25 protein-coding genes are annotated in these 25,172 nt (G+C 72.7%); 6 read left to right on the forward strand and 19 right to left on the reverse strand.

What is annotated here, in order from left to right; genetic code table 11:
• Window positions 1-61 precede the first annotated feature (61 nt).
• The 4 genes from ABLE53_RS03280 to ABLE53_RS03295 form a co-directional block, all read right to left on the reverse strand.
• Entirely contained in the window at window positions 62-502 is a 441-nt protein-coding gene (locus ABLE53_RS03280; RefSeq protein WP_348857191.1) for a hypothetical protein, read from the reverse strand.
• Window positions 503-588: 86 nt separating this feature from the next.
• Window positions 589-2,349 (reverse strand): alpha/beta hydrolase, encoded by a 1,761-nt coding sequence (locus ABLE53_RS03285; protein WP_348857192.1) that lies wholly within the window; start codon window positions 2,347-2,349, stop codon window positions 589-591.
• The gene (locus ABLE53_RS03290; protein ID WP_348857193.1) at window positions 2,346-2,651 is read right to left on the reverse strand and encodes a hypothetical protein; all 306 of its coding nucleotides are present in this window, start codon (window positions 2,649-2,651) and stop codon (window positions 2,346-2,348) included. Before ABLE53_RS03290 ends, ABLE53_RS03285 begins: the two co-directional genes overlap by 4 nt.
• Complete coding sequence (locus ABLE53_RS03295) at window positions 2,648-3,247, reverse strand: hypothetical protein (protein ID WP_348857194.1); 600 nt, start codon at window positions 3,245-3,247, stop codon at window positions 2,648-2,650. The genes ABLE53_RS03290 and ABLE53_RS03295 overlap by 4 nt, the downstream gene beginning before the upstream one ends.
• A gap of 77 nt (window positions 3,248-3,324) precedes the next feature.
• Here ABLE53_RS03295 and ABLE53_RS03300 point away from each other — a divergent pair, with 77 nt between their 5' ends.
• Window positions 3,325-3,855, forward strand: coding sequence for a DUF937 domain-containing protein (locus tag ABLE53_RS03300; RefSeq protein WP_348857196.1), 531 nt, complete (start codon window positions 3,325-3,327; stop codon window positions 3,853-3,855).
• Window positions 3,852-4,604, forward strand: a complete 753-nt coding sequence (locus tag ABLE53_RS03305) for a M23 family metallopeptidase (protein WP_348857197.1) — start codon at window positions 3,852-3,854, stop codon at window positions 4,602-4,604. The genes ABLE53_RS03300 and ABLE53_RS03305 overlap by 4 nt, the downstream gene beginning before the upstream one ends.
• Here ABLE53_RS03305 and ABLE53_RS03310 read toward each other — a convergent pair.
• Complete coding sequence (locus ABLE53_RS03310) at window positions 4,597-5,631, reverse strand: pyridoxal-phosphate dependent enzyme (RefSeq protein WP_348857198.1); 1,035 nt, start codon at window positions 5,629-5,631, stop codon at window positions 4,597-4,599. The genes ABLE53_RS03305 and ABLE53_RS03310 overlap by 8 nt on opposite strands.
• The gene (gene ndk, locus ABLE53_RS03315) at window positions 5,628-6,035 is read right to left on the reverse strand and encodes a nucleoside-diphosphate kinase (protein WP_348857199.1); all 408 of its coding nucleotides are present in this window, start codon (window positions 6,033-6,035) and stop codon (window positions 5,628-5,630) included. Before ndk ends, ABLE53_RS03310 begins: the two co-directional genes overlap by 4 nt.
• An 82-nt stretch (window positions 6,036-6,117) precedes the next feature.
• Here ndk and ABLE53_RS03320 point away from each other — a divergent pair, with 82 nt between their 5' ends.
• Window positions 6,118-6,717, forward strand: a complete 600-nt coding sequence (locus ABLE53_RS03320) for a maleylpyruvate isomerase N-terminal domain-containing protein (RefSeq protein ID WP_348857200.1) — start codon at window positions 6,118-6,120, stop codon at window positions 6,715-6,717.
• Window positions 6,718-6,743: 26 nt separating this feature from the next.
• Here the strand turns inward: ABLE53_RS03320 and ABLE53_RS03325 are convergent, their stop codons facing one another.
• Both ABLE53_RS03325 and ABLE53_RS03330 read right to left on the reverse strand, forming a co-directional pair.
• Entirely contained in the window at window positions 6,744-7,349 is a 606-nt protein-coding gene (locus ABLE53_RS03325; RefSeq protein ID WP_348857201.1) for an FMN-binding negative transcriptional regulator, read from the reverse strand.
• The gene (locus tag ABLE53_RS03330) at window positions 7,349-8,017 is read right to left on the reverse strand and encodes a pyridoxamine 5'-phosphate oxidase family protein (RefSeq protein ID WP_348857202.1); all 669 of its coding nucleotides are present in this window, start codon (window positions 8,015-8,017) and stop codon (window positions 7,349-7,351) included. The genes ABLE53_RS03325 and ABLE53_RS03330 overlap by 1 nt, the downstream gene beginning before the upstream one ends.
• A 66-nt stretch (window positions 8,018-8,083) precedes the next feature.
• On the opposite strand from ABLE53_RS03330, the gene ABLE53_RS03335 reads away from it, so the two are divergent.
• A complete protein-coding gene (locus tag ABLE53_RS03335) occupies window positions 8,084-9,448 on the forward strand; it encodes an aminotransferase-like domain-containing protein (RefSeq protein WP_348857204.1) in 1,365 nt (454 codons plus the stop codon).
• A 7-nt stretch (window positions 9,449-9,455) separates the two neighbouring features.
• On the opposite strand, the gene ABLE53_RS03340 is transcribed toward ABLE53_RS03335, so the two are convergent.
• Together ABLE53_RS03340 and ABLE53_RS03345 are read right to left on the reverse strand one after the other, a co-directional pair.
• Complete coding sequence (locus ABLE53_RS03340; RefSeq protein WP_348857205.1) at window positions 9,456-9,842, reverse strand: DUF4233 domain-containing protein; 387 nt, start codon at window positions 9,840-9,842, stop codon at window positions 9,456-9,458.
• The gene (locus ABLE53_RS03345) at window positions 9,832-11,193 is read right to left on the reverse strand and encodes a bifunctional folylpolyglutamate synthase/dihydrofolate synthase (protein WP_348857206.1); all 1,362 of its coding nucleotides are present in this window, start codon (window positions 11,191-11,193) and stop codon (window positions 9,832-9,834) included. The genes ABLE53_RS03340 and ABLE53_RS03345 overlap by 11 nt, the downstream gene beginning before the upstream one ends.
• A 120-nt stretch (window positions 11,194-11,313) precedes the next feature.
• On the opposite strand from ABLE53_RS03345, the gene ABLE53_RS03350 reads away from it, so the two are divergent.
• Window positions 11,314-12,960 carry a peptide-N4-asparagine amidase gene (locus ABLE53_RS03350; RefSeq protein ID WP_348857207.1) on the forward strand — a complete coding sequence of 549 codons (1,647 nt, stop codon included), beginning with the start codon at window positions 11,314-11,316 and terminating at the stop codon, window positions 12,958-12,960.
• On the opposite strand, the gene ABLE53_RS03355 is transcribed toward ABLE53_RS03350, so the two are convergent.
• The gene (locus ABLE53_RS03355; RefSeq protein WP_348857208.1) at window positions 12,957-13,856 is read right to left on the reverse strand and encodes a GNAT family N-acetyltransferase; all 900 of its coding nucleotides are present in this window, start codon (window positions 13,854-13,856) and stop codon (window positions 12,957-12,959) included. The two genes, ABLE53_RS03350 and ABLE53_RS03355, sit on opposite strands and share 4 nt — an antisense overlap.
• Window positions 13,857-13,934: 78 nt before the next feature.
• On the opposite strand from ABLE53_RS03355, the gene valS reads away from it, so the two are divergent.
• Window positions 13,935-16,628: a valine--tRNA ligase gene (valS, locus tag ABLE53_RS03360; RefSeq protein WP_348857209.1), complete on the forward strand. Its 2,694-nt coding sequence runs from the start codon at window positions 13,935-13,937 to the stop codon at window positions 16,626-16,628.
• 79 nt (window positions 16,629-16,707) lie between these two features.
• On the opposite strand, the gene ABLE53_RS03365 is transcribed toward valS, so the two are convergent.
• The 8 genes from ABLE53_RS03365 to ABLE53_RS03400 all read right to left on the reverse strand — a co-directional run bounded on the left by ABLE53_RS03365 (window position 16,708) and on the right by ABLE53_RS03400 (window position 25,166).
• Entirely contained in the window at window positions 16,708-18,252 is a 1,545-nt protein-coding gene (locus ABLE53_RS03365) for a serine-rich family protein (protein WP_348857210.1), read from the reverse strand.
• Between the two features lie 173 nt (window positions 18,253-18,425).
• Entirely contained in the window at window positions 18,426-19,709 is a 1,284-nt protein-coding gene (gene clpX / locus ABLE53_RS03370; protein WP_348857211.1) for an ATP-dependent Clp protease ATP-binding subunit ClpX, read from the reverse strand.
• 143 nt (window positions 19,710-19,852) lie between these two features.
• The gene (locus ABLE53_RS03375) at window positions 19,853-20,461 is read right to left on the reverse strand and encodes an ATP-dependent Clp protease proteolytic subunit (protein WP_348857212.1); all 609 of its coding nucleotides are present in this window, start codon (window positions 20,459-20,461) and stop codon (window positions 19,853-19,855) included.
• Entirely contained in the window at window positions 20,458-21,129 is a 672-nt protein-coding gene (locus tag ABLE53_RS03380) for an ATP-dependent Clp protease proteolytic subunit (protein WP_425474834.1), read from the reverse strand. The genes ABLE53_RS03375 and ABLE53_RS03380 overlap by 4 nt, the downstream gene beginning before the upstream one ends.
• 74 nt (window positions 21,130-21,203) lie before the next feature.
• Window positions 21,204-22,016 carry an SDR family oxidoreductase gene (locus ABLE53_RS03385; protein WP_348857213.1) on the reverse strand — a complete coding sequence of 271 codons (813 nt, stop codon included), beginning with the start codon at window positions 22,014-22,016 and terminating at the stop codon, window positions 21,204-21,206.
• Window positions 22,013-23,101, reverse strand: a complete 1,089-nt coding sequence (locus tag ABLE53_RS03390; RefSeq protein WP_348857215.1) for a Gfo/Idh/MocA family oxidoreductase — start codon at window positions 23,099-23,101, stop codon at window positions 22,013-22,015. The genes ABLE53_RS03385 and ABLE53_RS03390 overlap by 4 nt, the downstream gene beginning before the upstream one ends.
• The gene (locus ABLE53_RS03395) at window positions 23,098-24,135 is read right to left on the reverse strand and encodes an ATP-binding cassette domain-containing protein (RefSeq protein WP_348857217.1); all 1,038 of its coding nucleotides are present in this window, start codon (window positions 24,133-24,135) and stop codon (window positions 23,098-23,100) included. Before ABLE53_RS03395 ends, ABLE53_RS03390 begins: the two co-directional genes overlap by 4 nt.
• Window positions 24,132-25,166, reverse strand: coding sequence for an ABC transporter permease (locus ABLE53_RS03400; RefSeq protein ID WP_348857218.1), 1,035 nt, complete (start codon window positions 25,164-25,166; stop codon window positions 24,132-24,134). The genes ABLE53_RS03395 and ABLE53_RS03400 overlap by 4 nt, the downstream gene beginning before the upstream one ends.
• Window positions 25,167-25,172 lie beyond the last annotated feature (6 nt).

A 25,172-nucleotide genomic window follows, 5' to 3' on the forward strand; every position in this document is an offset into this window, starting at 1 on the left:
TGACCAGTGGTCCGGCGTACGACGGCGACCGTCTCGGGCCGATCCCGGCCGTGAGGTCACGTCAGGACAGGTCGACCGGCACCCCGACCTCCCAGCCGTCCCAGGCCGCCATCTGGTCGGTGGTGATCGGTGTCTCCGGTCCCGTGACGATGAGCACGACCGTCGCGCCTCCCCGCGGTGCCAGGTCGAAGTCGGCGACGAGGTCGCCGTGGCTGACCGTGACCGTCCGGGTCCGCTGGGTGACGACCGGCCGGAACCGGGCGAGCCGCTCGGCGATGGCGTCGAGCGGCTCGGCGGCGCTCGCGCGGAGCCTGACCTGGATCTCGTAGCGGAAGGCGCTGGACTCGCCGCTCGGGCCGTCGGCGTCGACGCCGGTGTAGCTGCCTGTCGCCGGCTCGTCCAGGCGGGCCAGCGTGCCGTCGGTCTCCTCGACGAGGACCCGGGTCCAGGCGATCACCCGGCCGCGGTCCCTCTCCAGCGCGGCGTAGGTCTCCTCGCTCACGCCGCCACACCCTGCCACGAAGGAGAGCATGAACGAGCACAGGAGCGACGCGACCAGGGCGACCCCGACACGTCCGAGGGCGTGCCTCACGGCCTGCCGTCCGTGTCCGGTGCGGTCGGCGTGCGGTCGGTCTCGGGGTCGTGCGGCGGACCGAAGAGCGGGTCGTGGACGTGGCCCGCGAGGGTCACCTCGGCGTACTGCCCGTTGACGACGTGGGCGATGTTGGCGAGCGACTCGGTGTCGTGGGCGAAGTACTTGTGGTGGTCACCGAAGAACCCGCCCTGGCCGCGGGTGGTGCTCTCCGCCTCGAACCGCTGGGCCCCGAAGTCGTCCTCGGCCGGATCGCGTCCGAGACCGCCGCCCCCGAGCAGATAGGTGTCCACCCAGCCGTCATCGCCCCAGGTCGCGACCGGGTCCGCGCTGTTGCGCCCGACCCAGACGTGGTCGGCGCCGACCCCGAGGGCGCCGGCGTCGGTGGTGCCGCCGCCGACGCCGGGGCTGCCGACGAGCACCACGTCGTCGGCCTCGGGATGGTGGTCGGTCATCGCGTGGGCGGTGGTCGTGGAGCCGTAGCTGTGGCCGATGACGGTCAGGTGGACGTCGTGGTCGCGCATCGCGTCGAGCCCGTCGATGGTGGCGGCGAGACGCTCGCCGCCGGACGTCGCCAGGTCCTCGCGGGTGACGCCGAGCCCGTCGAAGCCGCCCTCGCCGAGCGGCAGGTTGTCGGGGGCGTCGTAGCCGATCCAGAACATCGTGGCGGTGCTGGTGCCGCCCTCCTGGGCCGCCGCCTGCTGGACGTCGATCGCCTTCGCCGCCTGGTCGTAGGCCGAGCCGCCGTCGGTGCCGAAGCCGGGCACCGTGATCGCGACGTCGTCGGCCGTGTCGAGGTCGCCGACCGCGATCGCGACCCGGCCGTCGCCGCCGAAGGCGTCGGGGTCGTAGAGGTAGAGCTGCGGGACGTAGTGCTCGTTGGTGACCGGGTCGATGGCGTTCGCCATCCGCCGGCGCGCCCGGTCGGCGGCCAGGGCGTTGGCGAGCCGGTCGGTCTCCGCGTCGGTCCGGTCGTCGTCGGGGATCTGCGGGAGGGTGGCGAGGTCGCGGTCGAGGGTGACCCGGTTGGCCGCGTCGCGGGCCCTCGCCGGGATGCCGTCGAGGTTGCCGATGATCTCCGGGTCCGCGGCGATGAGCGCCGCGCGCTGCACGTCGGTGAGGCCGTCCCACCACGCCCGGACCTCGCTCGCGGACGCCCCGTCGCCAGGTCTGGTCGCGAGCGCCGTGTCGGCCGGGTCGGGCAGGCCGGCGTACCTCCGGCGGACCTGCTCGGGGGTGAGGAGTCGGCTGAACGCCCGGCTCATCTCGCGCTCGGCCCTCGCCACGTCGGCGATCCAGGTGCGGACCGCCTCCGCGTGGTCGGCCACCCGGCCGGCCACCGTCCGGCACTCCTGCGCGAACGCCGCCGCCTCCGGCTCGGTGACCTTCGGCGCCCGGGTCCGCAGCCAGGCGACGGCCCCCGCCAGGTGGTCGGCCCAGTCGACCAGGTCGGTCCGGCGGGACCGGAGCGAGGCGAGCTCGTCGCTGTGGTCGAGGACGAGCGTGGCGACGTCGCGCAGGCCGAGCGACTCGGTATCGGCACGGAGGCCGAGGGGCGCCAGCCCGCGCAGGTAGGCGTCGTGGGCGACGCCCTCCAGCCCCGAGGTGCGCGCGCCGCCGGCCACGAACGAGCCGAGGTCGTCGAAGATCGCCGACGAGGTGCGCAGACCCTGACCGTAGGCTGCGACGCGGACCGGGTCGGCCTCCAGCGGCGGCGTGGCGACCGGCATCGGCGGGAGCACGACCGTGGTGGTCATCGGGTCTCCTCGAGCTGGGCCAGGAAGGCGATGAGGCTGCGACCGGAGACGAGGTCCTCGCGGAGCAGGAGCGTTGCGGTCTCGCGCAGCCCGTCGGCCTGCGCCTCCGCGGCTGTCGCCTCCGTGCGGGCGAGGCCCGCCCAGGCCGTGGTGAAGGCGGTCGCCGGTCCGCGGACGGCGGTCGTGAAGCCGGCGCCGGAGAGCCCGGCCAGCAGCGTCCGGGCCCCGGTGAGCTCGAGGCTGCGGGTGTCCCAGGCGGTGGCGGTGGTGCCCACCCGCTCCGGGTCGACGCGGAGGGTCATGAGGGCGCCCCCTCGTCGTCGGGGTCGCCGTCGCCGCCTCGCCGCTCGCCGACCAGGACCGCCAGTCGGCGGGGCTCGACGACGGCCGCGACGCTGCGGGCGCTCACGGTGACCGCGCCGGTGGGTGCGGCGGTGGCCACGAGCTCGAGCCTCCCGCGCGCGGGCTCATCGGGTCCGCAGTGGCGCCGGGCCACCAGCCGGTCGAACGCCCCGCTCGTCGTACGCAGCTGCCAGCCGGCGTCCTCCAGCGTCCGGGCCACGCCCCCGAGCCATCCGGAGGGGTCGTCGACGCGGGCGGAGGTCGTCAGCCGGCGGCGTACGGCGGCGGGGCCGGCGGCCTCCCAGAGCGACCGCGTCCCGGCGCCGTCTGGCAGGGAGGGGGCCAGCGTCGCTGCGACCCCCTCGACGGCCGCCACCAGGCAGGCGAGCAGCTCGGCCGTGGCGGGCTCGCCCGACCGCCTCTCGGGCGGTCCGGGGTCGGGCGGCAGCACGACGAGGTCGACGTCGGGACGGCGCCGGTGGACGGCGGCGAAGAACGGCTCGCGGGCGAGCGGATCAGCATCTGCTGGTGCGGGTCGGGGCATGCGATCGGGCATGTCCGCAGGCTTCCCGAGCCCCTGGGTAGGAAACGCGTGCCTTCCCCGGCTGTGGATGAAGGGACTACGTTGCCGCTATGTCCGACGCCGACGTGAGCATCGACCAGATCATCGGCCAGCTCGACCTCGCGAAGGTGAGCGCCGAGCTCGGGGAGGACCCCCAAGAGGTGAGAAAGGCGGCGTACGCCGCGGTGCCCATGCTGCTCGGCGGGATGCAGGCCAACGCCCAGGACCCGCAGAAGCAGGTCGGTCTCCTCGGCGCCCTCGACGAGCACGCCCAGCGCGACCCCGCCTCCGTCGACACCAGCGAGGGGCAGAAGATCGCCACCCACCTCGTCGGCGACCCGGACCAGGCGGTCCGGACGCTCGGGGCGACCGGAGGCACGGGTGCGGGAGCCGACCTGGTCAAGAAGCTGCTCCCCTACCTCGCGCCAATCGTGCTCGGCGTCATCGCGAAGAAGGTCGGCGGCAAGAACGCCGGCGCGCTCGGCACCGTGCTCTCGAGCGTCCTCGCCGGGGCCGCGTCCGGGACCGGCGCCGGGACGAGCAGGTCAACGGGCGGCTCGGTCCTGACGAAGATCATCGAGGCGCTCTTCCGCAAGAAGTGAGGTCAGCGGCCCTGCTCCTGGCCGCGGCCTGCGCCGTGGCCGTCCTCGCCGGCTGCGGCGACGGCTCGTCCCCCCGGGCGTCGGGCGGCACCTCGACGGGCTCCGTCGACGTCCCGACGGGCTCGGCGAATCCCGGCCCGAGCGCCTCAGCGGGCTCGGCGAGCGCCAGTCCCAGCGCCTCGCACAGCCCGACGCCGACGTCCACGACGTCGACGCCCACGACCTCAGCGCCCACGCCGACCGAGAAGCCGGACCCGCGCTGGCGGTTCTACACCCGGGACCGGCACCGCTACACCTCGCCGTGGTTCGCGGGCAGCCACCGGATCATGATCGGCTTCGGCTGCACGGCCGCGCCGTACTACTCCCCCGACCCGGCCTGCCCGGGCAACGAGGGATCCCACCACGGCATCGACGTGGCGATGCCGTGTGGCACGCCACTGACCTCCGCCGTGACCGGCACGGTGCTCCACCCGTCGGCCCCCGGCACGCCGGGGCCCGCGTACGGCGTCAACCCGTTCCGCATCCGGGTGAGCGGTCCCGGCGGCGAGCACGACATCCTGATCGGCCACACCCGAAGGGTCTTCGTGCACCCCGGCGAGCGGGTGCACCCTGGCCAGCGGATCGCGCTGTCGTCGGACTCCGGGGCGCCGGACGGGTGCCACCTGCACTTCGAGGTACGGCCGGCGGGCGGTGACTACACCGACGCCGTCGACCCGTCCCGCTGGCTGCGGCTGACGCCGCTCAGCTGAGCGGGCCCTCGGTGCTGAGCGCGACGACCACCGAGGTCTCGCCCAGCCCCATCGCCTCGCGGGCGGCGTCGTCGGCGAGCACCGCCCGCAGGCCGGCGTACGCCGCGGCGCCGCTCGGTCCCGACCCGACGCCGGCAGCGCCGAGCTCGTCCATAGCCGCGCGCGTCTGGTCGTCGGTGACGGCGACGGCCGCGTCGAGGCCGTCGCGCAGGAGCGGCCAGGCGAGGCTGCTGACCGTGCCGCAGTTGAGGCCGTTCATGATCGTCCCGGGGGTCCCGACCCTCACCGGCCCGCCCGCCTCGAGGCTGCGCAGCAGGCAGGCGGCGGTGTCCGGCTCGACGGCGAGGAGTCGCGTCCGGGTCGACTCGTAGTGGGCGACCGCCGCCTGGGCGAGGCTGCCGACGCCGACCGGGACCGCGACCAGGTCAGGAGCGGTGCCGAGCTGGTCCTCGAGCTGTCGGTCGAGCTCGACGAAGAGGGTCTCGTAGCCCTCGACGATCCAGCCCGGGATCTCCTCATAGCCCTCCCACGCGGTGTCCTGGACGAGCACGGCGGCCGCGTCCTTCTCGGCGTACGCAGCGGCTGCGGCGACGGCGTCGTCGTAGCTCCCGTCCACGTGGACGAGGGTGGCACCCTCCGCCTCGATGCGGCGTACGACGACGTCGGCGGAGGGCGGCATGTAGACCCGCGCGGCCAGGCCGCGCAGCCGCGCCGAGCGGGCCACCGCCCGGCCGTGGTTGCCGTCGGTCGCGGTGACGAGTACGACGTCGGTGCGGCCCTCGAGCGCTCGCTCGCACGCCCACGACGCCCCGAGGAGCTTGAAGGCGCCGAGGTCGAAGCGGTGCGACTCGTCCTTGACGAGCACCCGGCCGGTGCCAGGACCCGCCGGCACCTCGACGAGCGGCGTCGGCGCGTAGCCGGGCAGCGTCCGGTGGTAGGCCACCGGCGCCTGGGACGGCCGGATGCCGGCGTAGGTCCGCGGGCCCCGGCGCAGCCAGATCGGGAGCTGGGTCGAAGGCCGGGTCAAAGGCTGGGGAACCAGAGCTTGATCTCGCGCTCGGCCGACTCGGGCGAGTCCGAGCCGTGGACGAGGTTCTCGCGGTTGGAGAGGGAGAGGTCGCCGCGGATGGTCCCGGGCGCGGCCTTGCGGCCGTCGGTGGCGCCGTTGATCAGCCGGACGACCTCGATCGCCTCGTCGCCCTCGAGGATCGCCGCGACGAGCGGGCCGGAGGTGACGAAGTCGCGCAGCGGCGGGTACCACGGCTGCTCGACGTGCTCGGCGTAGTGCTCGTCGGCCTGTGACGCGTCGATGGTGCGGTGCTCCATCGCGACGATCGTGAGCCCCTTGGCCTCGTAGCGGGACAGCACCTCCCCGACCAGGCCGCGGCGTACGGCGTCGGGCTTGATGATCACGAAGGTGCGCTGGCTCATGCGGGTGACCCTAGCCACCCTCGATCCCCGCTGCGAACCCGGCCCGTTGACGCCGGCCGACGCGGTGGACTCTGATGGCGACATGACGGTCCGCGACGACTATCGGGCGGCGGTGGAGTGGTACGTCGGCGTGGTCGATGCCGCGGCGGCGGCCGACCCTGCGCTCGGCGGCGCCGGCCTGGGCGAGTGGAGCAGGCGGGAGCTGGTCGCGCATACCGCCCGGTCGCTGTCGACCGTCGTCGACTACACCACCCCGGCCGACGGGTCGGCGATCGACGTCGAGGACGCCGCCGGCTACTACGCGATCGTGCTGCGGGCCGACCCGGCGGAGGTCGCCGCCCGGGCCAGGGCGGCCGCCGAGGCGGCCGGGGACGACGTGGTCGGCCACGTCCACCGGCTGGCCGAGGCCGCCGTCGCGACGGTCGCGTCGGCGCCCGTGGACGCCGACGCGGTGACGCCCTTCGCCAGGATGACGCTGGACGCCTACCTCCCCACCCGCACCCTCGAGCTGGTCGTGCACGGCCTCGACCTGACCCCGGTCGCCGAGGTGCCGTCGGCTCTCCTCGCCCCGGTCCTCGCGACGCTGTCGGCGATCGCCGTCACCACGGGACGCGGCGTCGACGCCGTGCGCGCGCTGGCCGGCCGCGACGGCGCCAGGGTGGGGCTCTTCGACCCGCTCTGACCGACGGGGCGGTGCCGCGCCGCGGGTCAGAGCCGACGCATCGCGTCGGCCACCGGGTGGTCGCCGAGGCCCGCGATCACGCCGTCGCGGTCCTCGGCCGAGCGGTTCTGCGAGAGCTTCGCCTTGCCCTCGACCCGCTCGACGGCGAGCTCGACGCCGACGATCCCCTTCAGCATCTTCTCGATGTAGTCGGCGGGCGCGTCGCCCACCCGCCAGCGGTCGGGTCGGCCCGCCTCGTGGACGTCGGTGAGCCGCTCGACAGCGTCCCGCAGCCAGACCGGGTCGTGGACGACCCGCGCGTGGCCGGTGAGGTGGACCGAGGAGTAGTTCCAGGTCGGGACCACCTTCCCGTGCTCGGCCTTGGCGGCGTACCAGCCCGGGTGGACGTACGCCGCCGGCCCGGTGCACACCAGCAGTGCGGGTGTGCCCGGGCGGTCGGTCCCGATCGCCCTCCAGTGCGGGTTGGCACGCGCGAAGTGGGCGATCACCGTGTCGCCCTCCCAGACGACCGGCAGCAGCGTGGCCAGCGGGTAGCCGTCGGGTCCGGTCGTGACCAGCTCGCCGACGGCGTACGACGCGACCATCGCGCGAGCTTCAGCCTCGTCGACGGCGTTGAAGTGCGGGACGTACATCAGGCCAGCCCCGCCGCCCGGCGTACGACGTCGGCCGGCACGTCGTCGTGGGAGTCGGCGCTGCTCACCGGCGTGCCGGCGACGCGGCGCAGGGGGACGTGGCCGCCCCAGACGCCGGCCTCGACGTCCTCCGGATCGTCCCTCGGGCCGCCGGCGCGCTCCTTCATCGACGCCTCCGCCAGCGGCAGTGCGAGGACGACGGTCGCGGCCAGCTCCTTGCGCGTGGGCGGGCGCAGCGTGACGGCCCGGCCGGGCACCATCTGGTCCACGATCAGGTCGAGCGCGTGGGACCGCTCGGCGTCGTCCTCGACGCGGCGGACCCGGCCGATCACCACGGCGCTGCGGTAGTTCATCGAGTGGTGGAACCCGGACCGGGCGGTCACCAGGCCGTCGAGCTCGGTCACGGTGACGCAGACCTCGTGCTCCAGCGCCCGCGTCAGCCAGCCGGCGGCCACCGAGCCGTGCAGGTAGAGCGTCCCGCCCTCGTCCGGGCCCTCGAGGTCCACGCCGTACGCAGTCGGCAGCACGACCGGGTGCCCGTCGGCGACGACGCCGAGGTGCGCGACCAGCCCGTCGGCGAGGAGGGCGTGCAGCCGCGCGCGGTCGGTCACGGCGCGGTGCCTCTCCCGGGTGAGCGTCGTGCGAGGCGTGGGCGAGAGCCTGATCATGGGTCTATCGTGGCGGGGAAGTGGCCTGCACGCACGGGCCAATGCCGATCGATTGCGACAGGACACTTGCCCGAGCTCCCGCTGCGGCTCGACCGCCGCTCCCCCGACCCGCTGCCGGTGCAGCTCGCGGCACAGGTCCGCGACATCGTCGTCCGCGGCACTCTCGTCCGCGGTGACCGGCTGCCCTCCTCACGCGCGCTCGCGACCGACCTCGGCGTCTCCCGCTCGGTCACCGAGCAGGCCTACGAGCAGCTCCTTGCCGAGGGCTGGCTCGAGACCAGGCGCGGCAGCGGCACGTACGTCGGGGTGCCGCCGGGTCCCGCCGGCACCCCCGCGCCGCGCCGTCGGCGCACCGCCGAGGGCCGGCGGCTGGTGCGTCTCGACACCGGCACGCCGTGGGTCGATCCTCGGCAGGACCCGCGCTGGGCGCGCGGCTGGCGACGGGCATGGCGGGAGGTGTCGGCGGCAGCGCCGCCGCGGGGGTACGACGACCCGCGCGGCCTTCCCGCGCTCCGCACCGCCCTCGCCGAGCGGCTCGCCCGCACCCGCGGCCTCGACCTCGATCCCGACGAGATCGTCGTGACCGCCGGCACCACCGACGCCCTCCGCCAGCTCCTCCCCGAGCTGCCGCCCGGCCCGGTGGCCGTGGAGGACCCCGGCTACCGCGCCGCCGTCGAGACGGTCCGCACGTTCGGGAGGGAGGTCGTCGACCTGCCCGCGCTGGCGCCGGTCACCTCCCTGGCCGGGTCGGTGGCGGCGTACGTCACGCCGGCGCACCAGCACCCGCTCGGCCGGGTCATGCCGGCCGCGGACCGGCTCACGCTGCTCGACGCCGCCGGCACCGCCGGGGCGATCGTGGTCGAGGACGACTACGACTCCGAGTTCAGGTACGACGTCGCACCGGTGCCCGCACTTGCGACGCTCGACCGCGGCGGTCCCGGCGGCGGCGCCGCCGACCGGGTGGCCTACGTCGGCACCGCCGCCAAGTCGGTCGTCCCGACCCTCCGGCTCGGCTGGCTGGTGCCGCCGGCCCCGCTCCTCGACGCGGTCGTGGAGCGCCGCGCGATCACCCACGCCGGGGCCGCGTGGCCCTCCCAGCGGGCGCTGCTCACGCTGCTGCGCGACGGCTGGGTCGACAAGGTCGTGCGGGCGGCGCGCCGGGTCTACGCCGAGCGGGCCCCGCGGGTGGCCGAGGCGATGGCGCCGTACGCCACCCTCGCCGGTCCGCTCGCCGGGATGTACTCCACCTGGCTCCTGCCCGAGCCCGACGCCGTGCGAGCCCGGGACGCCGCGCGGGCCGCGGGCTTCGAGCTGAACCTGCTCAGCTCCTACTCCCGCTCCAGCGGGCTCACCGGCCTCGTCATCGGCTTCGGCGGCGTCACCGACGAGGAGCTCGACGGGGCGCTGGCGGCGGTCACCGGCGCCCTGTGAGGAGGGGTCAGGGCTGCTGCTGCTGCGTCATCCGGTCGTACGCCGCGAAGGCGGCCGCCCGCTCGCGATCGATCTTGCGGCCCAGCCCGTCGGCGAGCCCCCACAGGAGCGCGAAGATCGCGCCGAGCAGGTACATCAGCGGGATCGCCACCCCCAGCGCGATCGCGGCGGCCTGGACGAGCCACCCGGCCCAGTAGGCCCACGGACGGCGGAGCAGGCCGGCGAGCACGATGCAGACCACGCACAGGCCGAGCCCGATCGTCAGCGACGCGGCCGCGGGGACGTCGGCGATGGCGATCAGGACCGGGCTCGTCAGGCCGAGGACGATCGCCTCCAGGGTGAGCACCGCCGCGCACATCCCGCGCCGCGGCGACTTCTCGCGCTCACTGGCCATGGCGGGCCTTCCGGGCCAGCAGCGTGCGGGCCTCGCCGACGGTGACGACCGAGCCGGTGACGAGCACGGCGCCACCGCTGATCGAGCCGGACCCGTCGGACTCCGCGAGCGCGGCGGCGGCGTCGATGGCGTCGGCGAGGCGGGGCACGACGGTGACCCGGTCCTCGCCGAAGATCTCGACGGCCACCCGGCCGAGCTCGACGGCGGGCATGGCGCGCTCCGTGGAGTTCTGGGTGACGACGAGGTGCTCGAGGTGCGGCTCGAAGGCGGCCAGCACGCCCTCGGCGTCCTTGTCGGCCATCACCCCCATCACGCCGATGACCGACGAGAACGAGAAGGAGTCCTCGAGCGCGGCCGCGGCCGCCTCCGCGCCGTGCGGGTTGTGGGCCGCGTCGAGCAGGATCGTCGGCGAGCTGCGCACGATCTCCAGCCGACCCGGCGAGGTGACCGTCGCGAACGCGTCGCGCGCCAGGTCCGCCCCGAGCGGGCGGTCGAGCAGAGCCTCGACCGCCGCGAGGGCGACGGCGGCGTTCTCCGCCTGATGGGCGCCGTAGAGGGGGACGAACACGTCGTCGTACGTCGCCCGGGGGGTGCGCACCGTGACCACCTGCCCGCCCACGGCCGGCGTACGCGAGACCACGGCGAAGTCCTCGCCCTCCCGCACGACCGTCGCGCCGACCTCGACCGCTCGCTCGGCGATGACCTCGTCGACCTCGGGCTGCTGCTCGGCGACGACGGCGACCGCGCCGGGCTTGATGATGCCGGCCTTCTCCCGCGCGATGACGGCGGGCGAGCCGCCGAGGTACTTCTCGTGGTCCACCGCGATCGGCGTGATGACCGCGACCTTGCCGTCGGCGACGTTGGTCGCGTCCCACGCGCCGCCCATGCCGACCTCGACGATCGCGACGTCGACGGGGGCCTCGGCGAACTTGGCGTACGCCATCCCGACCACGGCCTCGAAGAACGACAGCGGGAACGGCTGGTCCTCGTCGACGAGGTGGGTGTAGGGCGCGACGTCGTTGAACGCGGCCACGAACTCCTCGTCGGAGAGCGGCTCGCCGTCGACCGAGATCCGCTCGCTCATCTTCTCGACGTGCGGGCTGGTGAACCGGCCGGTGCGCAGGTCGAGCGCGCGCAGCAGCGTGTCGATCATCCGGCTGGTCGAGGTCTTGCCGTTGGTGCCGGTCAGGTGCACGACCTGGTAGGCGTGCTGGGGGTCCCCCAGCAGCTCGGTGAACGCCCTGATGCGGTCCAGGGAGGGCTCGAGCTTGGTCTCGGGCCAACGGGAGAGGAGGGCGTCCTCGGCCTCGGCGAACGTCTGCGCGAGGCGGGGGGTGGGAGTCTCGGTCATCGCAGGGTCGAGTCTAGGTGGGCGTGCGCCGCCTCTCCCCATCGCTGCCGTCTGCCAGTAGGTTGTGCGCACCATCCACCGGGTGACCGCCCGTCGCCCCTCTCGTCTCGGGAGCCCTCGATGCTGCTCGCATCCCGCGTACGCCGAGCCGCGGCCGTCGCCGCCCTGCTCGCCCTGGCCGTCGTACCCGTCGTCGTGGCCGGTCCGGTCTCCGCCGCTGACACACCCGTCTTCGGCACCGACCACGACGACCCGACCACCGCTGACAAGCCGGTCTCGAAGCCCGACACCCGCAGCTGCACCGAGCGCGTCGTCGACCACGGCTTCGACGACTTCGACGTCTACACCCACGCCTACGCCGTCCCGGCGGGGTGCGCGGGTCCGTGGAGCAAGGTCGTGCTGACGATGCACGGGTCGGTGAAGGGGGTGCAGTACGACCGGCTCGGCTGGATGAGCATCGGCGACGTGCCGGTCCTGAAGTTCTCCACCCCGGAGCCGTCGGCCGACGGGATCGAGTGGACGGTCGAGAAGGACCTGACGCCCTACGCCGCGCTGCTGCGCTCTCCGCAGACCGTGAAGTTCTTCCTGGGGAACGTCGTCAACGACACCTACACCGGCGTCCTCGACATGACCGTGGACCTGACCTTCTACACGACGTCCGAGGCCTGGCCGGCCGCGGAGACCGCAGACGACGTCGTCCCTCTCGCCGACACCACCACCTCCGGCGGCGCGACGACCGGAACGCTCACCGTGCCCGCGAACACCGAGCGGCTCCTCGCCGACGTCTACGAGACCGGCTCCGGCGGCGGGTGCGAGGAGTTCTGGTACACCGTCACACCGTCCGCCTCCCCTGACGACTACTCCTGCAAGGGCGGCGAGTCCGGCCCATGGCGTGAGGTCCAGGTGTACGTCGACGGCACCCTCGCCGGCGTGGCGACGCCGTACCCGCACATCTACACCGGCGGCTGGTCGAACCCGTACCTGTGGGCGACCCTGCCCGCACCGCGGGCGCTCGACATCGCGCCCGCCACCGTCGACCTGACGCCGTTCGTCGGCGAGCTGACCGACGGCGAGCCGCACCGGGTGCAGATCAAGGTCGACGGGGCGCAGGGCGACGGCTGGGACGTCCCGACCGGCTTCCGGCTGTGGCAGGACGCCGGCTCCGACCACGTCGCCGGGGCGCTCGTCTCCTCGCAGTCGACCGCACCGGTCGTCGACAACACCGTCGGGACCGCCGAGGACGGCGACCACACCGCCGACCTCGCCGGGCGTCACTCGCTGACGACCGAGGGCTGGGTGCAGACCAGCCACGGCAGGGTGACCACGACCGTGACCCGCACGGTCACCGAGACGGTGCACCACCAGTGGTCCGACGGCGAGTACGCCGACGACGAGCAGGCCACCTTCGAGGACGCCGGCACGGTCCGTACGCAGGCGACCGGGCGGGCCAGCAGCGCCGCCGTCGCCCCGGTGCAGCGCTGGGACTACTCCTACGGCCTCGACGGTGCCCTCACCTACACCGACGCGGGTGACATCTCCACGACGATGACGCTGACCGACGAGGGCACTCAGAAGGCGCAGCTGCCATCGAGCTGGCGGCACGTCTACACCGGCTCGGCGGACTGGAACTACCTGGTCCCGCGCGCCGAGCGGAAGGCGACCGGCTGGTCGCAGCAGGACTTCACCGACAGGTCGCCCGGGGCCTGCTGGCACCGGGTGATCCGCACCGAGGCCGGCTGGATCACCTCGGATCGGAGTCTCTGCTAGGACACGACGGTGTGGTTGGCGGTGTCGACCAGCGGACGGAAGCCGAGCTTGGCGTAGACGTGGTTGGAGACCGGGTTGCCCCGGTCGGTGAACAGGCAGACCCGGGCGCCCAGTGCCAGCAGACGACGGCTGGCCTCGGCCACCGCGGCGCTCGCGTAGCCGCGGCCGCGGTGCTCGTCCGGGGTGTAGACCGGCCCGATCCGCGCGACGCCGTACGCCGGCGGGTTGAAGCCGGTCAGGTGGACGACCTCGCCGTCGCGCTCCCAGAGGAGGATGCGACCGTCGTCGATCCGCCGGCGGATGTCCTCGAGGCTCTCGTGCGGCGAGCCCTGGGCGCTCTCGGAGTTCCCGGCCTGTTCCCGGGCGGCGCGGCCGAAGTCGTTGTACCAGTCGTGGCACAGCTCCGCGTCGTCGTACGTCGCGGGCCGCGGCGCGCCGGCGGCCCCGGAAGGGACGACGAGCTCGCCGAGCTCCCACAGCCGGCTGTGCATGGCCACCTCGACCCGGCCGCCCCACAGCCGGACGCTCTCCTCGGCTACGACCCGCGCCGCGGGCAGCGACCCGTTGGAGCCGCCCGGGTGCTCCCCGCGCTCGTGCAGCGCACGGGCGAGCAGCCGCGCGGCGTCGTCGGGCGTCGGGGAGACATAGAGTGGGTACGGCGCGAACGGCGCGGTCCGCATCGCGACGCCGACGACCTCGCCGCCGTTCGCGGCGGTGGCGTACCACTCGTACGGCGCGCCCTGCGGCCCGGTCCGCGCGGCTCGGGACGCGATGGTCGCCACCACGTTCGTCACCACGGGCGCCGCCGCCAGGTGGGGTCCGGCGGCGGACAGGAAGGACGCCGGATCGGTGAAGAACTCGACGGCGAGGTCGGTGTCCCGTGCAGACGTGGTCATGCACGGAGCCTGACCGCGCTGCGTCCAGGTGATCAACCGGTTTCGCGCGCGTGAACCCTCAGCCCTAGGATTTCAACCATGACCGAGACCCAGAGCCCTGCCCCCGACCAGGGGACCCCGGAGACGGCGACCGCCGCGCAGCCCGCTGACCAGCAGCAGCGCGCCGTCGTCGTACCCGAGAAGCCGGCGCTCGAGGGCCTCGAGGCCAAGTGGTCGGAGCGATGGAAGGCCGACGGCACCTACGCCTTCGACCGGACCCAGCCGCGCGAGAACGTCTACGCCATCGACACGCCGCCGCCGACCGTCTCCGGCAGCCTGCACGTCGGCCACGTCTTCTCCTACACGCACCCCGACGTCATCGCCCGCTACCACCGGATGCGCGGGAAGACGATCTTCTACCCGATGGGGTGGGACGACAACGGGCTGCCGACGGAGCGCCGCGTCCAGAACTACTTCGGCGTCCGCTGCGACCCGAGCCTGCCGTACGACCCGGACTTCACCCCGCCGGAGCTGAGCAAATCGAAGGGGGCCGACCCGAAGAAGCAGATCCCGGTCAGTCGGCCGAACTTCATCGCGCTGTGCGAGCAGCTCGTCGAGCAGGACGAGGAGGTCTTCGAGCAGCTGTGGCGCACGCTCGGTCTCTCGGTCGACTGGTCGCAGCACTACACCACCGTCGGCCGGAAGGCCCGGGAGGTCAGCCAGCGCGCCTTCCTGCGCAACCTCCACCGCGGTGAGGCCTACCTACAGGAGGCGCCGACCCTCTGGGACGTCACCTTCCAGACCGCCGTCGCGCAGGCCGAGCTCGAGGCCCGCGAGTACCCCGGCGCCTTCCACCGGGTCGCCTACCACACTGTGTCTAAGGAGGGGGGCGAAGTCAGCCCCGTCTACGTCGAGACCACCCGGCCGGAGCTGATCGCGAGCGCGGTCGCGCTGATCGCCCACCCCGACGACGAGCGCTACCAGCCGCTGTTCGGCACGACCGTCACCAGCCCCGTCTTCGGCGTCGAGATCCCGGTCCTCGCCCACCCCGCCGCCGAGCCCGACAAGGGCGCCGGCATCGCGATGTGCTGCACCTTCGGCGACCTCACCGACGTCCAGTGGTGGCGCGAGCTGCAGCTCCCCGTCCGCACTCTCATCGGTCGCGACGGGCGGTTCAGCCGCGAGACGCCGGAGTGGCTCTCCTCGGAGACCGCCGCGGCGGCGTACGACGAGCTCAAGGGGAAGACCGTCCACTCCGCCCGCGAGGCGATGGTCGCGAAGCTCCGCGAGTCCGGCGACCTCGACGGAGAGCCGAGGCCGACGCAGCGGATGGCGAACTTCTACGAGAAGGGCGACAAGCCGCTCGAGATCGTCGCCACCCGGCAGTGGTACATCACGAACGGCGGCCGCGACGCCGGCCTCCGCGACGCGTTGACCGCGCGCGGCGCCGAGATCGACTGGACGCCTGAGCACATGCGGCACCGCTACGACAACTGGGTGGGCGGTCTCAACGGCGACTGGCTGATCTCGCGGCAGCGGTTCTTCGGCATCCCGTTCCCGGTCTGGTACCCCCTCGACGAGGACGGCGAGCCGGACTACAGCCAGCCGCTCCTGCCCACCGAGGCCGACCTTCCGATCGACCCGTCGACCGACGTCCCGGCCGGCTACGACAGCGAGCAGCGGGGCAAGCCGGGCGGCTTCATCGGCGATCCCGACGTGATGGACACCTGGGCGACCTCGTCGCTCACCCCGCAGATCGCTGGTGGCTGGGGCTCCGACGACGACCTGTTCGGCCGGGTCTTCCCGATGGACCTGTGCACGCAGGCCCACGACATCATCCGCACCTGGCTGTTCAGCCGCGTGGTCCGCGCGCACTTCGAGAACGGCACGGTGCCGTGGCGTCATGCCATGATCTCGGGCTGGATCCTCGACCCCGACCGCAAGAAGATGTCGAAGTCGAAGGGCAACGTCGTCGTCCCCGACGACGTCCTGGCGAAGTTCGGCGCCGACGCGGTCCGCTGGCGCGCGGCGATGGCCCGGCCCGGCCTGGACTCGCCGTTCGACGAGACCCAGATGAAGGTCGGCCGCCGGCTGGCGATGAAGGTCCTCAACGCCTCGAAGTTCGTCCTCGGCGGCGTCGGCGCCACCGAGCTCAACGCGTTCGAGGTCGCCGAGCCGGTCGACTGCACCCTGCTCGCCCGGCTCAAGGATGTCATCACGAAGGCCACCGACGCGTTCGACGCCTACGACTACACGACCGCGCTCGAGACGACCGAGAAGTTCTTCTGGGAGTTCTGCGACGACTACCTCGAGCTGGTCAAGGAGCGCGCCTACGACGAGCACGGCGGCTCGGCCACCGCGTCCGCGCGCGCGACGCTCGCGATCGCCCTGCACGCACAGCTCCGCCTCCTCGCGCCCTTCCTCCCGTACGTCACCGAGGAGGTCTGGTCCTGGTGGCACTCTGCCAACGCCGGGGGAAGCTCGATCCACCGCGCCGCCTGGCCGTGCGAGCTCGATCTCGGCTCGGCGGCGGCCGCCGACCCGACGGCGCTGGACGCGGTCGCCGCGGCGCTCTCCGGCATCCGCGGCGTGAAGTCGAACGCCAAGGTCAAGATGCGTACGCCGCTCGCCCGGGCCGAGGTCACCGGACCCGAGAAGCTCGTCAGGGACGCCGAGTCGGCCGCCGACGACCTGCGGCGCAGCGGCAACGTCCTGGGCGACCTGGTCTTCACCGTCGACCCCGAGGCGACCGGGCTGACCGTCACCGCGGAGCTGGCGCAGAGCGAGGAGTGAGCCGAGCGGCATCCGCCCCTCCATGAGCGAAGGCTCCGACCATGAGGTCGGAGCCTTCGTCGTGTCCGGGCCTGGTGACTCACCAGGGCCAACGGTGCGAGTGGGTGCGCGACCCGCCCGACCACTGGCTCGTGCGCTGCTTCGCGTGGCTGCCGTGGGACCTGCCGGCGTTGCCCCCGCTGCGGCTCCATCCGGAGCGGGTGCTCGTGGCTCCGCTCCCGTGCTTCGACCAGCCGGCCGACTGCTTCTCCGTGGACCCGGTCCAGGGCCAGCTCCACGTCGGCTTCGTGCCCTGGTCGCTCCTGGCGGCCCCGGTCGACGCGCTGCTCGTGTGCTTCGCCGTGTGCTGGACCGTGTGCCCAGCGTGCTTGGTCGTCTGCTTGGTCGCCTGCTTCGCGGTGTTCTCGACCGTGGTGCCCGCGGTGTGCCCGACGGCGTGCCCGGCTGAGTGCCTCGTGGCGTGGCCGCTCGAGTGGGCCGTCGTGTGATGGGTCTTCGGGGGTGCGCTCGTGTGGCTGCTGCGCACCGGCGACGTGGTCGCGCCGGCTCCGGTGGTGTGGGTCGTCCACGAGTGCTGGTGCCCGCTCGGCGCGGTCCAGCTCTTCGTCCCGGTGGATGTCCCGGTCGACGACTCTGCCGACCTCTCCCCCCACTTCGCCGATCGGCTCGACCCCTTCGTGGCGCTCGGGGCCGCCGCGGGCGCCCCCGACGGCTCCGTCGAGGTGGACCCGTCCTCGTCGCCGGGGACCGCTGACGTCTCCGACGCGGGCTCCTGCGACACCGACTCCCCCGACACCGAGTCCCCCGACACCGACTCCTCCGACACCACCGTCAGGAAGCCGAACGTGGTCGGCACCCCGGCGACGAGCGCAGTGAGGCTGACCTTGCTGCCCGACGCGCTGCCGAGCGTGCTTCCCAGCAGGTTGCCCAGCCCGTTGCCGTAGCCGTTGCCGCTGCTGTCCTTGCCGGTGTCCGTCGCCGTCTCACCGGTCGATGAGGTGCCCTTGCCGTTCGTGGAGCCGAGCCCGTTGCCCAGGCCCTTGCCGTTGTTGCCGGGCACGGGGATGTCCACCTGCGGAAGCCCAGGTAGCTGGCCCAGTCCCGGGATCCCGGGAATGACCGGGTTCGACTCCCCCTGGCTCTGCGGGCTCGAGCTGGAGCCCGAGTTGCCGGACTGAGAGCTCGTGGAGCCGGACGGCTGCACCGGCGCGCTGGTGCCTCCCCCGCCGGCGCCTCCGGCACCGGAGCCGCCCGCGCTGCCCTGGCCGCCGTTGCCGCCCGCGACGCCGCCGCCGTTCGACGGCGTACCGCCGCCGGCAGCGCCGGCTTGGCCGGCGCCGGAGCCGCCAGCGGTTCCTCCACCGGCGGCTGCGCCCTGCACGAGAGCCGGGCCGGTCGTGGTCGGCGGCGCGACCGCCGAGGACGGTGCTGCCGGCGTCGACACGGCGTTCGGGGTGGTGGAGACGGGGCCGGGCTTCTGCTCCGCGGAGTTGGGCGAGAGCGTCGGCGACCCGATCAGGTTGCCGATCGACTGCGTGACCCTGCCGAGCCCGATCGCGTCGTGGCTGGCGGTCTGCACGATCACGAGCAGGCCGATGACGACCACAGCGACGTACGCTGCCAACGGCGCCTTCTGCACGGACCTCACTCTGCCCCCGCCCGGATCAGGATGATTGGAATGGCTCCAGTCTTCCCGAGGACCGGGACCGGGGCGAGCCCGCTAGAGGAAAATGGCCCGAAGTGACTACGGGCGGATGACTAGGGGCTACCAGGCGGTAGGCGCCGGGTCGGGACCGGTCAGGCGGACTTCTTCTTCTTGGCCTCGGACTCGCGCGCCACCAGCGTCGGGGCGTCCTGGCCGTCGACGACGTCACGGTTGACGATGACCTTGGAGACGTCGCCGCGCGAGGGCACGTCGTACATCACGTGGAGGAGGACCTCCTCGATGATCGCCCGCAGGCCGCGGGCACCCGTGCCGCGCTCGAGGGCCTTGTCGGCGACCGCCTCGACGGCGTCCTCGGTGAACTCGAGCTCGACGCCGTCGAGCTCGAAGAGCTTCTGGTACTGCTTGATGAGCGCGTTGCGCGGCTCGGTCAGGATCTTGACCAGGGCCTCCTGGTCGAGCTTGCTGACGCTGGCGATGAGCGGGAGCCGGCCGATGAACTCGGGGATCAGGCCGAACTTCGTGAGGTCCTCGGGCCGGACCAGTTTGAGCAGGTCGTCGGCTTCCTTGTCGGCGTGGCTGTGGACCTCCGCGGTGAAGCCGAGGGTCTTCTTGCCGACCCGCTGCTCGATGATGTGCTCGAGACCGGCGAACGCCCCGCCCACGATGAACAGGATGTTCGTGGTGTCGATCTGGATGAACTCCTGGTGGGGGTGCTTGCGGCCGCCCTGCGGCGGCACCGAGGCGGTCGTGCCCTCGATGATCTTGAGGAGCGCCTGCTGGACGCCCTCGCCGGAGACGTCGCGGGTGATCGAGGGGTTCTCCGCCTTGCGGGCGACCTTGTCGATCTCGTCGATGTAGATGATCCCCGTCTCGGCCTTCTTGACGTCGTAGTCGGCCGCCTGGATGAGCTTGAGCAGGATGTTCTCGACGTCCTCGCCCACGTAGCCCGCCTCGGTGAGGGCGGTGGCGTCGGCGATCGCGAACGGGACGTTGAGCATCCGGGCGAGGGTCTGGGCGAGATAGGTCTTGCCGCAGCCGGTCGGCCCGATCACGAGGATGTTGGACTTCGCGACCTCGACGTTCTCTTCCTTGCTGTGCTTGCCGCTGATCGGCTGCAGCCCCGCCTGGACCCGCTTGTAGTGGTTGTAGACCGCGACGGCCAGGGACTTCTTCGCGTGCTCCTGCCCGATGACGTAGGAGTTGAGGAACTCGAAGATCTCCTTCGGCTTCGGCAGCTCGTCGAGGCTGACCTCCGTGCCCTCGCTCAGCTCCTCCTCGATGATCTCGTTGCAGAGGTCGATGCATTCATCGCAGATGTAGACGCCTGGCCCGGCGATGAGCTTCTTGACCTGCTTCTGACTCTTCCCGCAGAAGGAACACTTCAGCAGGTCGCCACCGTCACCGATGCGTGCCATGGGCGGTCATCCTCCAACTTGGATCGATCGTGCTGTGCCCGCGATGTCGTGGGGGTCTGCGGGGCCTGGCAGCCCCCCGACCGTACCCCGTGCCGGTCCGTCGCTGTGGGACCGGCACGGGATCACCCGGCGGGCCGGACGGGTCAGACGAGCGCGGGGGTCGTCTTGAGCGAGCCGAGCACCGTGTCGATCAGGCCGTAGTCGACGGCCTGCTGCGCGGTGAGGATCTTGTCGCGCTCGATGTCGAGGCTGACCTCCTCGATGCTCTTTCCGCTGTGGTCGGCGATCATCTTCTCGAGCAGTTCGCGCATCCGCAGGATCTCGTTGGCCTGGATCTCGATGTCGGAGGTCTGGCCGAAGGTGCCCTCGGTGTAGGGCTGGTGGATCAGGATCCGGCTGTTGGGCAGCGCCATCCGCTTCCCCGGGGTGCCGGAGGCGAGCAGGATCGCGGCGGCCGAGGCGGCCTGGCCCATGCAGACCGTCGAGACGTCCGGCTTGATGAACTGGATCGTGTCGTAGATCGCCGTCAGCGCCGTGAACGAGCCGCCCGGGGAGTTGATGTAGATGTTGACGTCCTGGTCGGGGTTCATCGACTGCAGGCACAGCAGCTGGGCGATGACCGCGTTGGCGACGTCGTCGCTGATCGGGGTGCCGAGGTAGATGATCCGCTCTTCGAAGAGCTTCGCGTAGGGGTCGATCCGGCGGAAGCCATAGGACGTCCGCTCCTCCCACTGCGGGATGTAGTAGTTCATTTCTCGTCCTTCGTGTGAGCGGGGCGGCCGGAGTCGGCGGCCTCGCGGGCGCTCTTGATGACCTCGTCGACGAGCCCGTAGTCCTTCGCCTCGTCGGCGGTGAACCAGCGGTCGCGGTCGGCGTCCTGGGTGACCTGGTCGACCGTCTGACCGGTGTGCTCGGCGATCAGCTCGAGGAGCACCTTCTTGATGTGGAGCGACTGCTGGGCCTGGATCTTGATGTCCGACGCGGAGCCACCCATGCCGGACGACGGCTGGTGCATCATGATCCGCGCGTGGGGCAGGGCGTAGCGCTTGCCCTTCGCGCCGGCGCACAGCAGGAACTGGCCCATCGAGGCGGCCAGGCCCATCCCCACTGTCGCGACGTCGTTGGGGATGTAGTTCATCGTGTCGTAGATCGCCATCCCCGCGTCCACCGAGCCCCCGGGGGAGTTGATGTGGAGGAAGATGTCGGCCTCGGGGTCCTCCGCGGAGAGCAGCAGGAGCTGGGCGCAGATCGCGTTGGCGTTCTGGTCGCGGACCTCGGAGCCGAGGAACACGATGCGCTCCCGCAGCAGCCGGTTGTAGATGTTGTCGTCGAGCAGGTTGATGCCGGCTCCACCGCCCGACGTCGGAGAGAGCTCCGACCCGGACGCCGTGCCGTGAGGGGCGCTGGAGTTCTGGTTCACGTCGCCGACCTTAGCCCCAGCGGAGGACAGTTCCACGGGTTCACCGGCTCTGTTCGCCGACAGCAGATTTCGGCTCAGTCGTGGGCGCCGAGCACGGTCTGGTCCCAGTCGAGGAGCGCGCCGGTCACCACGCCGCTGCGCTCGCTGAGCAGGAAGACGACGGCGTCCGCGATCTCGTCGACCTGGCCGAGCCTGCCCATCGGCAGCTGCGCGCCCGCCCGCGCGACCCAGTCGTCGCCGGCGCCGTGGAAGCGCCTCTGGATCGCGTCCTCGCCCTCGGTCTCCGTCCAGCCGATGTTGAGCCCGTTGATCCGGATCCGGTCGAAGCGGTGGGCGTACGCCGCGTTGCGGGTGAGCGCGGCGAGGCCGGCCTTCGCGGCGACGTACGGTGCGAGGTACGGCTGCCCACCGTGGGCGCTCGTGCTCAGGATGTTGACGATCGTGCCCGGCACCCCGCGGCGGAGCAGGTCGCGGACGGTCTCCTGCATGAGGATGAACGGCCCGGTCAGGTTGGTCGCGAGGTGCTGTGCGAGGAGCTCGGGGCTGGTGTCGAGGAGGGTGCCGCGGGTGGTGAGCCCGGCGGCGTTGACCAGGCAGTCGACGCCGCCGTACGCCGCCACCGTCCCGGCCACGGCCGCGCGTGCCTGCTCGACGTCGGCGACGTCGCAGCCCACGAACCGGATCTCACCACCTCCCGTGGACCGCTCCTCGGCCTCCGTCACGAACCGCTCCCCGACGTCGCGCCGCCGGCCGGTGACGACGACCCGGGCGCCCTCGCGCAGCGCCGCCTCCGCGACGGCTCCTCCGACGCCCCGGGTGCCGCCGCTGACGAGCACGGCCTTGCCGGCGAGCAGGTCGGTCAGGGGTGGCCCGACGGGCCTGGTCACTGCCGGTTCCGGCGCTCGGAGCGACGGTCGGGGTAGAGATCCGGCCGCTGCGGGAGTACGACGTCTTCCCAGCCGGCCGAGGCGAGCGACCGCACCCCGGCCTCGGCGGCGAGGTTGGCCAGATAGCCGTCCCACGCGTCCGGCCCCTCGACGGTCCCGCGGCGCGCAGCCGCGACCCACGCGGCCAGCTCGATCCGGTAGGCGTCGCCGAAGTGGGTGACGAAGTCGGCGCCGACCCGCGCACCGGCCACGCCCGCCGCGCGGGTGGTCACGGTCGAGCGCGGCTGGAGCGCAACGCTCCCCGTCGTACCGACGACCTCGCACTGCACGTCGTAGCCGTAGCGGGCGTTGACGAAGATCTCCACCGAGGCCAGCGCCCCGGAGGCGAGGCGCAGCGTCGCCAGCTGCGGGTCGCGGAAGGGGCCGTCGACGGGCGACTCGACCCGCACGGCCGTCACCGGCTCGCCGACGAGCCAGGGCACCATGTCGAGCTCGTGGATCATCGACCCGGTCACGAGCGTGGCGTCGTCGGTGCTGGTGGCGTTGGAGGCGTTGCGGTGTACGGCGTGGACGAGTCGCACCTCGCCGAGCGTCCCGGCGTCGACGACCTCCTTCAGCTCGCGGAACGCCGGGTCGTAGCGGCGGGTGAAGCCGACCTGCACCAGCCGCCGCCCGGCAGCCGTCTCGGCCTCGACCACCCGCCGGGCGCCGGCGACGTCCGCCGCGAGCGGCTTCTCGCAGAAGACCGGCCGCCCCGCCGCGATCGCCGCGATCACGAGGTCGGCGTGCGTGATGTCCGGGGACGCGATGACCACCGCGTCGACGGCGTGCGCCCAGTCGGCGCCGCCCGCGGCGATCAGAGCCTCCGGCGACGAGGCCGCGAGGGCGCCCACCTCCTCGGCGAGGGCCTTGGCCCGGGCGACGTCCACGTCGTAGACCTGCGTGACGCGGGCACCGCCGACCCAGGTGGCGAGCGTACGGGCGTGCGCGGCCCCCATCGCGCCGGCGCCGATCACGCCGACCCTCAGCAACGCCGTCGGCGGCGCTGCGGCCGCCGGCCCTTTCGGACCGGTTGAGACGCTCATCCGTTCGCCTCCACGTCGGCCTTGAGCTCGGCGACGACGGGCGATGAGGCCCCCATGTCGCGCTCCAGCTCGTGGGCGAGCGACTCCAGCTCGGCACCGCCGGCCATCATCGCGACGAGCTCCTCGAGCGGCAGCTCCGACTTCGGGAACTCGCCGATGCTCCGGCCCCGCCGCAGCAGCAGGAACCGGTCGCCGACCGGGTAGGCGTGGTGCGGGTTGTGGGTGATGAAGACGACCGCGAGCCCGCGCTCGCGCGCCTTGGCGATGTAGCGCAGCACCACGCCGGACTGCTTGACCCCGAGCGCCGCGGTCGGCTCGTCGAGGATCAGCACACGCGCCCCGAAGTAGACCGCCCGGGCGATCGCGACGCACTGCCGCTCGCCACCCGACAGGGTCCCGATCGGCTGGTCCACGTCGCGCAGGTCGATGCCCATCGCGGCCAGCTCGGTCTTCGCCGTACGCCGCATGAACTCGATGTCCATCCGCCGCAGCGGGCCCCAGCCCTTCACCGGCTCGGAGCCGAGGAAGAAGTTGCGCCAGACCGGCATCAGCGGCACGACCGCGAGGTCTTGGTAGACCGTCGCGATCCCCGCCGCGAGGGCCTGCCGGGGGCTGGAGAAGTGGGTGGGTACGCAGTCGACGAGCAGCTCTCCCTCCGTGTGCTGGTGGGCTCCCGCGAGGATCTTGATGAACGTCGACTTGCCGGCGCCGTTGTCGCCCAGCACGCACGTCACCTCGCCGGCGCGCACCGTGGTGGTGACGTCGCGCAGCGCGATCACGCTGCCGTACCTCTTGCCGATGTCGCGGGTCTCCACGATCGGCGTGCCGCGGGCCGGCAGCGGGGTGGTCCCCTCCTCCCCCGCCGCCGGCACCGCGCCGCGCTTCGCGGCCTCCCGCGCCTGCCGGGTGGCGTAGTCGCGCGCCACCTTGCCGATCCGCTTCCCGGTCGGGCTCACCCGCTCCGGCTCTCCGGCCTGTCCCGCCGGCTGGCCACCGGGCCGGCCGCCCGGCTCGATCCGGTCCTGCTGGCTCATCGCGACACCTCCGCCCGCCTGCGGACCCATTCGTTGAGCAACACCGCGCACAGCAGCATCACGCCGAGGAAGGCCCGCAGCCAGTTGTTGTCCCAGCCGGCGTACACGATGCCCTGGTTCGCCATGCCGTAGATCAGCGCGCCGAGCGCGGCCCCGATCGCCGAGCCGTAGCCCCCGGTCATCAGGCACCCGCCGACCACGGCACAGATGATGAAGACGAACTCCTGGCCGACGCCGGTGTTGCTCTGCACCGTCGAGGTCGTGAAGAGCAGCAGCATCCCCACCAGCCATCCGCACCCGGCGGTCGTCATGAAGAGGCCGACCTTCGTCTTGAAGACGGGTACGCCGACCTGCCGCGCCGACTGCTTCGCGCCGCCGACCGCGAAGACCCAGTTGCCGACGCGGGTGCGGAGCAGCACCCAGGTCGCGACGGCCGTGACGGCGATCCACCACCACACCGACGCGAAGACCGCGCCGCCGAAGATCTCGACCGAGGATCCGAAGACCCGCTGCGGCTGGTCGTAGTCGGGCACCAGCCGCATCCCCTGGATGGCCACCTGCCCGATGATCGCCTTCGTGCCGGCCAGGTCGATCCCCTGGAGGACGAAGAAGGTGCCGAGGGTGACGATGAAGCTCGGCAGCCCGGTCTTCATCACCATGACCCCGTTGAGGAACCCGACCGCCAGGGCGAGCAGCAGCGAGATCAGGATGGCGATCCAGATCGGCAGCCCCCAGTGCGTGGTGAGTACGCCGACGACGAGACCGGTGAAGCCGGTCATCGCGCCGGCCGAGAGGTCGAACTCGCCGCCGATCATGAGCAGGGCCACGGCGACCGCCATGATGCCGATCGTCGATGCCGAGCGCAGCCACGTGCTCGCGCCGCTGGCGGTGGCGAACACGTCGGTCGTGATCGTGAAGAACAGGAAGATCACGAGGGCCGCGAACAGCGCCCCGACCTCCGGGCGCCTCATGAGTCTGCCGAGGACCGACGTACGCCCGAGGCGCTCGTCCCCGGCGGTGATGCTGGCCATGAGCTG

The sequence above is a fragment of the Nocardioides asiaticus genome (genome assembly GCF_040049175.1).
In the GTDB taxonomy this organism is placed as follows: domain Bacteria; phylum Actinomycetota; class Actinomycetes; order Propionibacteriales; family Nocardioidaceae; genus Nocardioides; species Nocardioides cheoyonin.